Annotated in this window: 11 protein-coding genes; 4 read left to right on the top strand and 7 right to left on the bottom strand. The window is 45.2% G+C overall.

Translation table 11 applies throughout. The features are described from left to right. The first annotated feature begins 102 nt into the window (after nucleotides 1-102). Together A3860_RS20210 and A3860_RS20205 are read left to right on the top strand one after the other, a co-directional pair. Complete coding sequence (locus tag A3860_RS20210; RefSeq protein WP_081149061.1) at nucleotides 103-993, top strand: hypothetical protein; 891 nt, start codon at nucleotides 103-105, stop codon at nucleotides 991-993. A gap of 142 nt (nucleotides 994-1,135) precedes the next feature. Continuing rightward, entirely contained in the window at nucleotides 1,136-2,440 is a 1,305-nt protein-coding gene (locus tag A3860_RS20205; protein WP_081149059.1) for a bifunctional folylpolyglutamate synthase/dihydrofolate synthase, read from the top strand. Nucleotides 2,441-2,554: 114 nt separating this feature from the next. On the opposite strand, the gene A3860_RS20200 is transcribed toward A3860_RS20205, so the two are convergent. From A3860_RS20200 to fbp, 5 genes are all read right to left on the bottom strand, one after another. After that, a complete protein-coding gene (locus tag A3860_RS20200) occupies nucleotides 2,555-3,112 on the bottom strand; it encodes an NUDIX hydrolase (RefSeq protein ID WP_081149058.1) in 558 nt (185 codons plus the stop codon). An 80-nt stretch (nucleotides 3,113-3,192) separates the two neighbouring features. Further along, nucleotides 3,193-3,714, bottom strand: a complete 522-nt coding sequence (locus tag A3860_RS20195; RefSeq protein WP_081149056.1) for a YfiT family bacillithiol transferase — start codon at nucleotides 3,712-3,714, stop codon at nucleotides 3,193-3,195. A gap of 28 nt (nucleotides 3,715-3,742) precedes the next feature. Then, entirely contained in the window at nucleotides 3,743-4,504 is a 762-nt protein-coding gene (locus tag A3860_RS20190) for an ABC transporter ATP-binding protein (RefSeq protein WP_081149055.1), read from the bottom strand. A 252-nt stretch (nucleotides 4,505-4,756) separates the two neighbouring features. Further along, on the bottom strand, nucleotides 4,757-5,356 hold the full coding sequence (locus tag A3860_RS20185; RefSeq protein WP_081149053.1) for a CAP domain-containing protein: 600 nt from the start codon (nucleotides 5,354-5,356) through the stop codon (nucleotides 4,757-4,759). Between the two features lie 122 nt (nucleotides 5,357-5,478). Next, complete coding sequence (gene fbp / locus A3860_RS20180) at nucleotides 5,479-6,498, bottom strand: class 1 fructose-bisphosphatase (protein WP_081149052.1); 1,020 nt, start codon at nucleotides 6,496-6,498, stop codon at nucleotides 5,479-5,481. A gap of 218 nt (nucleotides 6,499-6,716) precedes the next feature. Here fbp and A3860_RS20175 point away from each other — a divergent pair, with 218 nt between their 5' ends. Then, nucleotides 6,717-7,985 (top strand): aspartate kinase, encoded by a 1,269-nt coding sequence (locus A3860_RS20175; RefSeq protein WP_081149050.1) that lies wholly within the window; start codon nucleotides 6,717-6,719, stop codon nucleotides 7,983-7,985. Here A3860_RS20175 and A3860_RS20170 read toward each other — a convergent pair whose 3' ends face one another. Next, the gene (locus tag A3860_RS20170; RefSeq protein ID WP_081149049.1) at nucleotides 7,986-9,401 is read right to left on the bottom strand and encodes an MBL fold metallo-hydrolase; all 1,416 of its coding nucleotides are present in this window, start codon (nucleotides 9,399-9,401) and stop codon (nucleotides 7,986-7,988) included. A 208-nt stretch (nucleotides 9,402-9,609) separates the two neighbouring features. Between A3860_RS20170 and A3860_RS20165 the strand changes: the two genes are divergently transcribed. Further along, entirely contained in the window at nucleotides 9,610-11,391 is a 1,782-nt protein-coding gene (locus A3860_RS20165; RefSeq protein WP_081149048.1) for a MutS-related protein, read from the top strand. A gap of 68 nt (nucleotides 11,392-11,459) precedes the next feature. Here the strand turns inward: A3860_RS20165 and A3860_RS20160 are convergent, their stop codons facing one another. After that, nucleotides 11,460-12,308: a hypothetical protein gene (locus A3860_RS20160; RefSeq protein ID WP_081149046.1), complete on the bottom strand. Its 849-nt coding sequence runs from the start codon at nucleotides 12,306-12,308 to the stop codon at nucleotides 11,460-11,462. Nucleotides 12,309-12,415: the final 107 nt, after the last annotated feature.

The raw sequence follows: 12,415 nt of genomic DNA, 5'->3' as shown, positions 1-12,415 counted from the left end.
TTCGTGGTATAACAACATCTTTTATGCATATCGTGTTCATTTAGCATTATAGTTGTGTTAAGTACTAAACATTGGTTATCTTAGTATAATCAAATTACCGATATGACGCAGCAGACGCAGGAATTTGAATCAAAGAAAAATATACAGGCAGGCAGCTACACTGCATTGGTAGTGGGGCTCATGCTGGTTATTTTCTTTTATGTTGGTTGGGGATTTCCACCCGAGCCGCCGCCAGTGGTTGATGAAGGCATTGAAGTAAACCTGGGTAACAGTGATGCAGGCATGGGTACCGATCAGCCTTTTCAGCCAGGTTCACCTGCTCCCGTGCAGGAACAGGTGGCTTATGTTCCCCCAAAAGCAGAACCAGCCAAAGAAGATGTAAAAGATATTGAAACCGATGATAAAGCCGAAGATGCCCCGGTCATTAAAAAGCCACCGGTGGTAAAACCGGAGGCTACCAAAGTGCCCGAAAAAGAAGTGGTAAAAAAGGTGGTGAAAAACACGAAACATGTAGAAACACCAGCTCCACCTGCTCCGCCCAGACCTAAAGCTATGATGGGCGCCGTAAATGGTACCGGCACAGGTGGAAACGAAGCTGCAACGTATAAAAGAGGCGGCAATGAAGGTATTGCCGGTGGCAATGGCGACCAGGGACGACCCGGCGGTAATCCCGATTCAAAGAATTATACCGGTGGCGGCCGTGGTAATTCAGGCATTGCCATTAAGAGTGGTTTATCGGGCCGAACTTTTACCCGGGTTTATTCATATACAGATGATTTTAATGAAAATGCCACTGTGGCGGTGGATATCAGGGTTGATCAGAGTGGTACCGTGATCGGCGCTACATACCAGCCCCGGGGTTCCACTACTTCAGAAAGTTTCTTTAAGGAAAAGGCCATTGAGATCGTTAAAAGATCAAAATTAAATGCCAACCCCAACGGCCCCGAAGAACAGACCGGAACCGTTTTGGTTAAATTTAAGGTGAGAGGGTAAGCTTTCGACCCTTCGACTACGCTCAGGGCGATCAGGATTTTTGCCCCATTACTTACTAATCCTTTATATACACAGTCCGAAAGAAATGTTAACCGATTTTCTTTCGGACTTTTCTTTTAGATTTGTCGCCCTAATTATACTGATGACCTACGAGCAAGCGACGAACTATTTGTTTACCCGGCTGCCGATGTTCAGCCGCATTGGCGCAGCTGCCTATAAAAAGGACCTCACCAATACCCTTCGGCTTTGTGAATATTTAGGCAATCCGCAAACAAAATTTAAAAGCATACATATTGCCGGTACCAATGGCAAGGGATCAACCAGCCATATGCTGGCGGCTATTCTGCAAACGGCCGGTTATAAAACCGGTTTATATACTTCCCCGCACCTGCGCGATTTCAGGGAACGGTTCCGGGTGAACGGCGAAATGATCGAAAAAGATTTTGTGGTTGATTTTGTAAAACGCATTCAGCCGGCTATTGATGAAATAGAACCTTCCTTTTTCGAGATCACGGTGGCCATGGCTTTCGAATACTTTGTATACAAACAGATAGAGATTGCCGTGATAGAGACCGGCCTTGGCGGTCGGCTCGATTCAACAAATGTGATAGTGCCCGAAGTGGCCGTTATTACCAATATTGGCTGGGACCATATGAACCTGTTGGGCGATACCCTGCCGGCCATTGCTTTTGAAAAGGCTGGTATTATTAAGCCGCAGGTGCCAGTGGTAATTGGCGAAACAACCTCCGAAACAAAACCCGTGTTTGAACAGGTTGCGGCCGAAAAACAGGCGCCGTTGTACTTTGCCGAAACCCAACGTTATGTGGCCGAATGGAAATACGACCACCATCAGTTGGTGTTGCAGGTGGCCGACTCGGGTTCCGATGACCGCAACACCTATCAGCTCGACCTGCCGGGATACTATCAAACAAAGAATTGTATAACCGTACTGGAAGTTGTTTATCATTTACAAAAGGCCGGTTATAAGATCACTGGTGAGCAGGTGCAAAAAGCCTTGCGCCAGGTTAAAAAGCTCACAGGTTTGCATGGCCGTTGGGAAGTGATTCATGCCAATCCCGTGGTAGTGCTCGATGTAGGACATAACGAAGATGGCATTAAACAGATCACTGCACAAATTGAACTAAGCGATTACCAGCATTTGCATATTGTGATCGGTATGGTAAAAGATAAAGAGGTGGAAAAAGTATTGGCCTTATTGCCGAAAGAAGCCACCTATTATTTTACCCGGGCACAAATTCCACGCGCTTTGCCTGAGGATGAACTGGCTGCCCGGGCACAGGCCACCGGGTTAAATGGCCATACCTATGGCGATGTGAACACCGCATTGCAGACGGCCATAAACAAGGCTGATAAACGCGATATGATACTTGTTTGCGGAAGTGTTTTTGTAGTTGGTGAAGTGGCGGAAGTAGGAAGTATGAGGTAGGAAGTAAGAAGAGTCCGAATTTTCAGCCTTTCCCAATTAATGAGGAAGCTCAATCTTTTTGAGCTTCATACTTCTTACTTCCTACTTCTGTCTTTTCAGGCCACAATGATTCAATTAAAACTTTAACTCCCCTAACTTGCTCAGCGCATAAAATATAGCAGTCACGTGCATGCTCTGTACGATCTGGTTTTCGCGGAGCAGTTGTTTTAATTCATCAATTGAAGCCAGTTTTACCTCAATATCTTCATTGTGGTCCAGCTCCTGCTCCTTTACTTTTTTGCCACCTGTTGCCAGGTACATATGCATCCAGTTATTATTGGTTGAAGGATTGCCTGAGGTTTTACCGAGATACTCATAATGGGTAAAAACGTACCCGGTTTCTTCCAGTAATTCACGGGCGATGGCTTCTTCATAATTTTTATCGGTATCGTCAACACAACCGCCGGGAATTTCATAGTTGATTTCACCCAATGCATGACGGTATTGCCGTTCCAGGATCACTTTCCCATCTTCAGTAAGTGCTACAGCTGTTACCCAGGTTGGAAATTCATATACATAGTACGGTGAAACGATCTTTCCATCGGGCGTTTCACAGGTGTCGTTACGCACAGTAAACCACAGGTCTTTAAATAAGTACTCTGATTTGATGGTTTTCCATCTTAAGTCTCTCATTCTTCTCTTGTTTATTTAATAAGCCTTTATCGGCAATCGGCAATTCTTACTTCCTACCTCTTAATTCTTACTTCGCCTTTCTACCAACCATTTCTTTCCCGCAATGACGTAATATGCGCCACATGGTGACGCCCATGCCAGGCGTACATGCCTAACAGGAAATACAACGACATTTCTTTTTTATGCTCCGGATGAAATACCGTGCGTTTCCAGGCTTCTGGCGGCAGGTTCAGCAGGGCCGAATGCCAGCGTGTATGTAAAGCATATAACAAGGTGATGGAAATATTGATGGGCACAGCAGTTACATCATTCAGCCCGGCCCATAATGCTTCTTCATAAGGCTTAATGGTTGGATTGTCTTCCGTTAATCCCAGTTTGAACCGGATGTAGGCATTCATATGGCTATCGGCCACATGGTGTACCACCTGTTTCACGTTCCAGCCGCCATCGCGGTAAGGTGTGTTCAGTTGTTTTTCATCGAGGTTCTCGATGGCCGATTCCAGTAAGCCGGGCAGAAATTGAATTTCCTGCAGCCAGGCGCGTTTTTGTTTGTCGGAAAACGGTTGTGGTTCGTACTTGCCGATGGGATAACGTAAGTCCATATGAAAAATGTAGGTTTAATGAGTGCTGTTATTCTTCCCTGAGGTTGTGTCCGGTTAAATGAATGAACACATCTTCGAGATTGGCCTTCTTTACTTCTTTGGGCCTTTCAAAACCGGTGGCTACCAGGTCGTCGATGAGTTTATCGGGTGTTGCCAGTGCGATGATGTTGCCCGAATCGATGATGGCAATGCGATCGCACAATACCTCGGCTTCATCCATATAATGCGTTGTAATGATAACAGTAGTGCCTTTTGCGCGGATGGTTTTAATGAGGTCCCACAAATTGCGGCGGGCCTGCGGGTCGAGGCCGGTGGTTGGTTCATCCAGGAAAATGATCTTTGGATCATTGATGAGCGTGGTTGCAATGGAAAAGCGTTGCTTCTGGCCACCGCTCAGGTCTTTGAATTTGCTTTTTGCCTTGTCTTCGAGGTTCACCATTTTCAACAGATCACGGGCAACTATTTTACGGTTGTACAAGCCGGCAAACAGATCGATCAGCTCAACCAGGTTCAACCCGGGATAAAAGCCCGATGTTTGCAATTGCACGCCAATGACCTGTTTTATGGAGTTGGGATCTTTATCGAGATTGAACCCATTCACCCATACTTCGCCCGAGGTTTTTTCGCGCAGGGTCTCTATGATCTCCAATGTAGTTGATTTGCCGGCGCCATTGGGGCCTAACAAGCCGAATATTTCGCCTTCTATTACTTCGAAGCTGATTCCTTTTACGGCTTCAAACTGGCCGTATTTTTTGAAGAGGTCCTTTACCGAAATGATCACCTTGCTCATGAACGATTCCTGAATTTGGACCACAAGATAATCCGAAATGTTGATTTGATGGGGCCGGTTTTGTTATTGTAGGTAGACCGGGAGTATGTTTGGGGCCTTTTATTCCGTAAGAGCTGAAGTAGGAAGTAAGAGGTATGAAGTATGAAGCTCAAAAAAGTTCTGCTTTCTTTACTTCCGGAAATTTGAAGTAAGATTATTAGGCTGAAAAATAGGACTCTTCCTACTTCCTATCTCCTACATCTTACTTCGATCCTACTTAGCGAATATCTGGGTAAAATACAATTGATTCTGCATGTTTCGTGTAACACCGATCCCGGTGTACTTGAAATTGCCTTCCATATTCTTGCGGTGCTCGGGGCTCTTGATCCAGCCGCTAACCACGGCCTGGGCCGAAAGGTTGCCATAAGCCACATTTTCGCCCACAGTGGTGGCGCCTGGTACTTTATCAAAGATGTATTTTATGCGGAACGTTAACCCCTGGTGACCAAATGGAATGCGGTGGGTGCCCATATCCATACTGTGCCGCCGGGCCTGGTATTCCATGGCGGCATTGCTTTGCAACGGGGCCAGTTTTTTCGATTTGCGGTAATCATTCACCAGGCTAAGGATATCCCGTTCCATGCCGGGCGCAAGATTGGCCTCAACAACTGGGGTAGAAGGCGTTACGACCACCTTTTTATCACTGCTGGTGGTTGTTTTGGCCGTGCCCCCTTTGCTGGCCGTTGAGGTGCTGCCTGATGAATATGTTGAATTGCTGGTTGTTTTTTTAGCGTTCTCACAACCGGCAATTGTTAAAAATATGCAAATGAAAACCGTATAATTGCTGATAATTCTACACATGTCCCTTTTCATGAAGTGGCTTTGATCCCAGCAATGCTAAATCTATACCAGAATTGCTGAAGGCTTACCGCCACAAGGTTCAAAGCCTTCAGCATTAAAAAAGTGTTTCGCGTGCTGCCTTTAACCTTCCGCCTTTAGTCTTTCCCATTCAGGTATTCGTCCAGTTCATTCATCATACCGCGGCTGCCGATAAACAGGGCGCTGCGTTGGTGCAGTTCGGTGGGCTGTACATCCAGGATCCGTTCTTTACCATTGGTGGCGCGGCCGCCGGCTACTTCTGCAATAAAGGCGAATGGATTGCATTCGTATAATAAACGCAGCTTGCCCTTTGGTTTTTCGATGGTGCCGGGGTACATGAAAATGCCGCCTTTGATGAGGTTGCGGTGTACATCGGCCACCATACTGCCTATATAGCGTTGCGTATAGGGGCCGCCAGTATCCCTGTTCTTCTTCTGACAGGCGTCAATGTATTTCTGAACTTCTTTTGGGTACTGGAAGAAATTACCATGATTAACGGAATAGATCTTTCCGAACTCGGGGCATTTTATATTGGGATGGCTGAGGCAGAATTCGCCAATGGAAGGGTCGAGCGTAAAACCGTTCACGCCGCGGCGGGTGGCGTACACCAGCATGGTAGAGCTTCCATAAACAATATAGCCGGCTGCTACCTGGTTGCGGCCCGGTTGTAAAAAGTCTTTTTGTGTGGCAATGGTACCTTTTTCGCTTACGCGGCGGTACACGCTGAAAATAGTACCTATTGACACATTCACATCAATATTTCCACTACCATCCAACGGATCAAACTGGCAAACGTATTTTGAGTTCTTGCTCACCGCATCATCAAAGGCTACGTAATCATCTAGCTCTTCACTGGCAATGCCGGCGCAGCTGATGCCATGCTGCAACACGCCGGTGAACTGGTTGTTGGCAAATACATCCAGCTTTTTTACATCTTCACCCTGCACGTTTATGGAGCCCTCATCGCCCAAAATATCTACCAGTCCGGCCTTGTTCACTTCCACATTCACCCTTTTTGCAGCCAGTCCTATGTCGCGTAACAACCCGCTTAGCTCACCGGTGGCATGGGGAAAATCTCTTAACTGCTGAATAGTGAACTCGTCGAGGGTTAGTACATTTCTGTTGATAGTGGTCATATTCCGTTGTTTGGTTAACAGTTGTTAGTTGGCGAAGATAGGGATACCGAAGCAATTTCTGATTTAGGGAATTTGAGATTTTGAGATTTTGAGATTTGCCTGGGATCGGCCTGCCGAGAAATTTGTAAATCCCGAAATCTCGAAATCCCAAAATCTCAAAATGTCCTATCTACTTTCCCTAATTTTGCACCCCATCAACCAGTTTAACTAGCATATCTATGAAAGTCTTCAAATTCGGCGGCGCCAGTGTAAGTAGTATCGAAAGGATCCAACAGGCAGGCAGTATTCTAAAATCGTACCAGGGCGAACCCCTGCTCATCGTTATATCGGCCATGGGTAAAACCACCAATGCGCTCGAAAAAGTGGCGGAAGCATTTTATGATAATAAAAAAGAAGAGGCGCTGCAGTTGTTTGAAGTCATCAAACAAAATCACCTTACCACAGCAAAATACCTGCTGGTTAAAAATTATAATGATACGCTCGAGCAGCTGACCAATTTTTTTACCGAGGTAGAATGGCTGCTGCACGATAAACCGGTGCAGGGTTTCGATTATTATTACGACCAGGTGGTTTGCATTGGCGAATTACTATCGACGGTTATCGTGAGCGCTTACCTTAACGAAGCTGGTTTTGCCAATCACTGGATCGATGTGCGCGACATCATCAGGACCGACGATAATTTCCGCGATGCAAATATCGACTGGCAATATACCGGCGAAAAAGTAGAGAAGGTGGTATTACCGCTGTTGAAAGAACACAGAGTGATCATTACCCAGGGTTTTATCGGTTCTACCGATGAAAATGAAAGCACCACGCTGGGGCGCGAGGGCAGCGATTATACCGCGGCCGTTTTTGCGAACCTGTTGAATGCGGAAGGACAATATATCTGGAAAGATGTGGAGGGCGTAATGAATGCTGATCCAAAATTGTTTCCCGATGCGCAATTACTGCGCGAACTGAATTATGATGAAGTGATCGAAATGGCGTATTATGGCGCGCAGGTCATTCACCCCAAAACCATCAAGCCGCTGCAGAATAAAGGCATTCCCCTGTATGTGAAATGTTTTTTGGATAAAGACCTGCAAGGCACGGTAATTCACAGTAAAAGCCTGAAGGGCCTGCCACCGATCATTGTGCTGAAACAAAACCAGGCGCTTATTCAGCTGCATTCAAAAGATTTTTCGTTTGTGGGCGAAAAGCCGGTGGCCGATCTGTATCAACTGCTGGCCGATAGCAAAATAAAACCCAACCTCATGCAAACGGGGGCGGTAACCATTCAGGTTTGTCTCGATAATCAAAAGGAGAAAATTGAAAAGCTGGCCCTTGCTGCCGCCAGTATTTTTGAGGTACAGGTTGAGAAGGGGTTAACACTGCTTACCATCCGCCATTACAACGACGCCATTTTGCAGAAAATGATCAGTGGCAATAGTGTTGAGTTATTGCAACAAACGCCGGAGACGGTGCAGGTGGTGATGAAGAGTGTATGATCATTTGAGATATTTCTCAATTTCCAACTTGCGATAGAATAACAGATCGCGGCCAAACTGCATATACAAAACTATCTCCCGCCAGCGCATCAGCCACGATTCAAGGGAGCGGCCGGTAAATAGTTTCTGCACCGGCAACAGATCATATTCATAGGCATTGAATACGAGGTTCAATGCCTCCATGTATTTTTTGTGAGTGCTGGTGACCTTGTAAAACACCCGTTTCCCAATACACATATGGGAGAATATTTTGAATTCAATGCCCCGCAAAAAAATGAATGCGGTGGTATGTATCTGTATGGGATAGGTGGTATGATCTAATGGCGTATCATCGGGCAACTCCACTACCCTGCCCGTGCTGATGTTTATATTATAAATGTACCTGGTGTGGTCGCCTGCTGAAAGCACATAGGTAAATTGAACTTTTCTGAAATACCGCCTGATGAAGAATGGCAAACTGGCCGAAAATCTTTTAAAATATTCGGTGACCACTTTGTAGTCAATGACCGTTTCTTTTTCCTGCCTGTAAAACTTTTCGAGGCTTTCTGATTGTTGCTGTAAATATTCGGCCAGTAGTACTTCGCGGTTCGTAAACCAGTCTTTATCGCTGATCGAAAAACCGGTTTCTGACGACCAGCTATCGCCCGATACCATCACCTTGAGCGCGGGTGACTGAATTTGCTGTTGTTTAAAATAATCGGCTACCAGCAACGGGTGCTGTATGTACCTGTTAAAATGAAAGGAGTCTTTATGTAAATGACAGTGATTGCTGGCAAAGGGGATGGCATACCGGGCTTTGGTAGCCTTCGCTGTTTGGGCAAACTCTTTGATATACCGTTCCAGGTCATCGACCGTTGCGCCGGGTTCATCAACTATTTCGTACGAGAGGCGTTCATTGGCCGAACTGTGACTTCTGAAAACAAAATCGATCGGTTTATGTCTGCGGGTTATTTGCCGCAGCGTACCTCCCATATGTTTTGAGTCGTTCAGGTTCAACAGTTTTACGCCATCGCATTCAATCAATAATGCGCTGTCGAGGAACATCCAGAACTGGTATGAGGTTATGCTGAAATTAGTATCGAGCTGTAGCCGTTCGCCATGTTTTAACTCAATGATGTTTTTATAACCCAGGTAAAACAGGTCATCTTTCATGCGGGTGTAGTTGCCTTTGGGAATTATAATGAGAGTGCGTGCTGGAAATTTCTTTAAGGAGTCGCCATGAAAATGGTCCCAGTGAATATGCGTTAGATAAATAAAATCGGGACGCAGGGAGTTGATGAGTGCCGGGCTAACCGGTGGGTAATTCCACCACGAGCGCCAGTAGCTGCTTCCAATTAACCAGGGATCGCATATCAAAGACTTGCCGGGTTTATTTTTTATTAATAAACCGGCATGGGATAAGATTTTGAATTCCATTTGCCAGAGCCGTTTAACTTAAGGTAAGTTACGATTATAACAGGTAAATACAAGTGCAGTTATTGGGAATTTTTCGTGGTATTTTTGTGGTATTTTAACTCTCACAAAAGTCTTGTGTAATGCATAGAGAATAATTTTCAAGTGGCTGGTTCCCGCTTTAGTGCCGTATCTTGCATGCCTGAAAATTAATATACCGTCAATAAACAGTATGGAGTCAACCATCGCTTTTTACGAAAAAAAGGTACATTATTATATTGATGCATTGCAACGGATAAGACCGTTTGCTACCCTGGTAGCGGCCTTACGGCTTGCCTGCTTTTTTGTATTTGCCTGGGCCATTTATAAATGGATCGCTGGTAATAGCACCATTTGGATGATGGCCACCGTCTTGTTTGCTGTTGGCTTTTCGGTGCTGGTGCGTATGGCCTGGCGGTTGAACGATCGCAAAGTTTTACTCGAAAAATTGCTGTTCATTAATAACAACGAATTGAATGTGTTCCGGTACCGGCCCAACGGGTTTAGGGATGGCCAGTCGTTTGCAACACATGATAATAATTCCGGCGACCTCGATATATTCGGCGCCGGTTCATTATATCAATTGCTCAATCGCACCACTACCTGGCATGGCATGCAGCAACTGGCCCACCTGTTACAACAACCTTTGCTCAATAAACACGCGATAGAACAACAGCAACAGGCTGTACAGGTATTGACCACTCAAAATGAATTGCGGCAATTGCTCACCGCGCATGGGTTGCTCAATGAAGAAAAAGAAGGTAATCTGCATGATATTGTTGACTGGTTAAAACGGCCGGTCATTATTCGTGATAAGAAATGGATACACTGGTTGCGCTGGGCAGTGTCTTTGTATAGTATAGTGTTTTTGTTTAACTGGCTGGCCACAGGGAATTATTATCCATTGATCCCGGTTGTTTTGATTAGTTGGATTTTTAATGGAATTTATGGCAAGCGCATTCTGGAACAACATAACCTGCTGGGTAAAAAACAAACCATATTAGAACAGTATGCCACCATATTGTCTCATTTCAGTAAGGTGGAAACCGGTGATGCTGCGCTGTTGCAAAAGGAAAAGGCCATGGCCGTTGCAGCTCATCAATCTGTAAAAAAGTTCTCCCGCTTATCGGCCATGTTTGACCAGCGATTGAACCTGATCGTAAACATATTCCTGAACAGTTTTTTCATGTATGATATTTTATGCTTGTGGGAGCTCGAAGGTTGGAAGCAAAAGCATAGATCCAGTTTTAACGATTGGATCCATTGCGTGGGTATGATCGAAAGCCTGAATTCGCTGGCCACTTTTGCTTTCAATTATCCACAGTATAAGTATCCTGCAGTTAATGAAGATGGCATTTCCATTTCGGCTACGCAACTGGCCCATCCATTGATAGCGGCCGAAGAACGCGTTGCCAACGATTGTACATTTGGTATCGATGAAAAGCTGGTATTGCTTACCGGTTCCAACATGTCGGGCAAAACAACCTTCCTGCGCACCTTAGGAGTTAATCTCATTCTGGCGCAATGCGGCGCACCGGTTTGTGCGGCCACCTTTGTTTTTACTCCCATGGTCATTCGCAGTTCTATACGGGTTAGTGATTCGTTGCAGGAGCATACCTCCTATTTTATGGCAGAGTTAAAACGCTTGCAGCAGATCATTCATTATCTGCAACAGCAATCGGCGCCTGTGCTGATCCTGATAGATGAAATTTTGCGCGGAACCAATTCAGAAGATAAAACACATGGTTCGGAACAATTCATAAAAAAGCTGTTGCAGTATCGTTGCCTCACGCTGTTTGCCACGCATGATCTTATGCTCAGCCGGCTGGAAGATGAACTGCCCGGCAAGGTGAACAACTATTGTTTCGAAAGCACCATTCGCGATGGCGAGTTGCTATTTGATTATACACTACAGCGCGGTGTGGCCAAGAACCGGAATGCTTCGTTCCTGATGGAGAAGATGGAGATAATTTAGTCATAATAAAAAGCCCCTCCCGGCCAGGCCGGAAAGGGCTTCGTCTTTTATAACAATTACCGGGTGATCTACTCGTTATAATAGAATTTTGTTATGTGAGTGGCTGCACTTTTTTTAATACATTCTTCAGGCAAACCGGCTGCATTATACTTGTAGGAGAATTTTCGGGAATCCCCTGTACTTATCTGACCCTGTGGATCCATATAGAAAGATGAACTTTCCGTTATGTTATTGTGGCAAAAGCCTGGCGCCAGGTAGCTGGCGAATCCATATAGACCATCAATCATTCGCACGGCGGCAATATTCAATTGGGCAATGGGGTTTGGTTTGTTATCGTAAGTGCAGTTAATACCATAGTATCCACCACCTATCCAGGCTGGCGTACGGCTCCCTGCCAGGTTATGGTCTTTTATCAAAAAAGAATCGGTCCACGAATTGCTGGTGCTCGTACTGCTGGAATAGGTAGTACGTTTTACTGTGATTTTGTCTGTTGAATAAGTATAATCACGTGTTGCGATCTCAGACCCGCTGGTAAATCTTAATGAATCCCGCATTAATTGACCGGAACCATTATAGTAATAATATACGTCGGCATCCGGTGTAATATAGTAGGGCGGCTTTCCGGTTGTTTTATAAGGATTTTTTTCACTGCCGTTATAATAAAACGTACAGGTTTGTGTGGTAAGACTGCCGTTTGTTGAATCCCCGCTTGAGAAAATCATTTTATCAACCCGTTGCTGGTCATCATAAACAAAATCGATTATAAATGCGCTACCGCCAGGTGCAGAAGCAGCACTCTCAACTATTCTTGATAAATGATATTTGTTTGGGTCCGGGGCGGGGCCATCGTGTTTATGACAGGAAGCTATAACGGAAACTGATACCAGAAGAACAAGGTTGCGAATTGCCAGATTCATAAATAAAGGTTTTGGTAAATGAGGATGTAAGGTAATAACTGGCTTCTATGATCGAAGTTAAAATTGTTATTCGCGTCAAATCGGTCAAAAAGTGTGTCGATTTTGCT

This window comes from Niastella vici (assembly GCF_002077945.1).
GTDB classification, from domain to species: Bacteria; Bacteroidota; Bacteroidia; order Chitinophagales; family Chitinophagaceae; genus Niastella; species Niastella vici.
The sequence above is the reverse complement of the archived record's forward strand: the minus strand, read 5'-3'. Positions and strand labels throughout refer to the sequence as shown.

Bases quoted from the DNA above. Each gene is read 5' to 3' on its own strand.
- A3860_RS20210 (WP_081149061.1), top strand. From the start codon at position 103: ATGACGCAGCAGACGCAGGAATTTGAATCAAAGAAAAATATACAGGCA.
- A3860_RS20205 (WP_081149059.1), top strand. From the start codon at position 1,136: ATGACCTACGAGCAAGCGACGAACTATTTGTTTACCCGGCTGCCGATG.
- A3860_RS20200 (WP_081149058.1), bottom strand. From the start codon at position 3,112: ATGAGAGACTTAAGATGGAAAACCATCAAATCAGAGTACTTATTTAAA.
- A3860_RS20195 (WP_081149056.1), bottom strand. From the start codon at position 3,714: ATGGACTTACGTTATCCCATCGGCAAGTACGAACCACAACCGTTTTCC.
- A3860_RS20190 (WP_081149055.1), bottom strand. From the start codon at position 4,504: ATGAGCAAGGTGATCATTTCGGTAAAGGACCTCTTCAAAAAATACGGC.
- A3860_RS20185 (WP_081149053.1), bottom strand. From the start codon at position 5,356: ATGAAAAGGGACATGTGTAGAATTATCAGCAATTATACGGTTTTCATT.
- fbp (WP_081149052.1), bottom strand. From the start codon at position 6,498: ATGACCACTATCAACAGAAATGTACTAACCCTCGACGAGTTCACTATT.
- A3860_RS20175 (WP_081149050.1), top strand. From the start codon at position 6,717: ATGAAAGTCTTCAAATTCGGCGGCGCCAGTGTAAGTAGTATCGAAAGG.
- A3860_RS20170 (WP_081149049.1), bottom strand. From the start codon at position 9,401: ATGGAATTCAAAATCTTATCCCATGCCGGTTTATTAATAAAAAATAAA.
- A3860_RS20165 (WP_081149048.1), top strand. From the start codon at position 9,610: ATGGAGTCAACCATCGCTTTTTACGAAAAAAAGGTACATTATTATATT.
- A3860_RS20160 (WP_081149046.1), bottom strand. From the start codon at position 12,308: ATGAATCTGGCAATTCGCAACCTTGTTCTTCTGGTATCAGTTTCCGTT.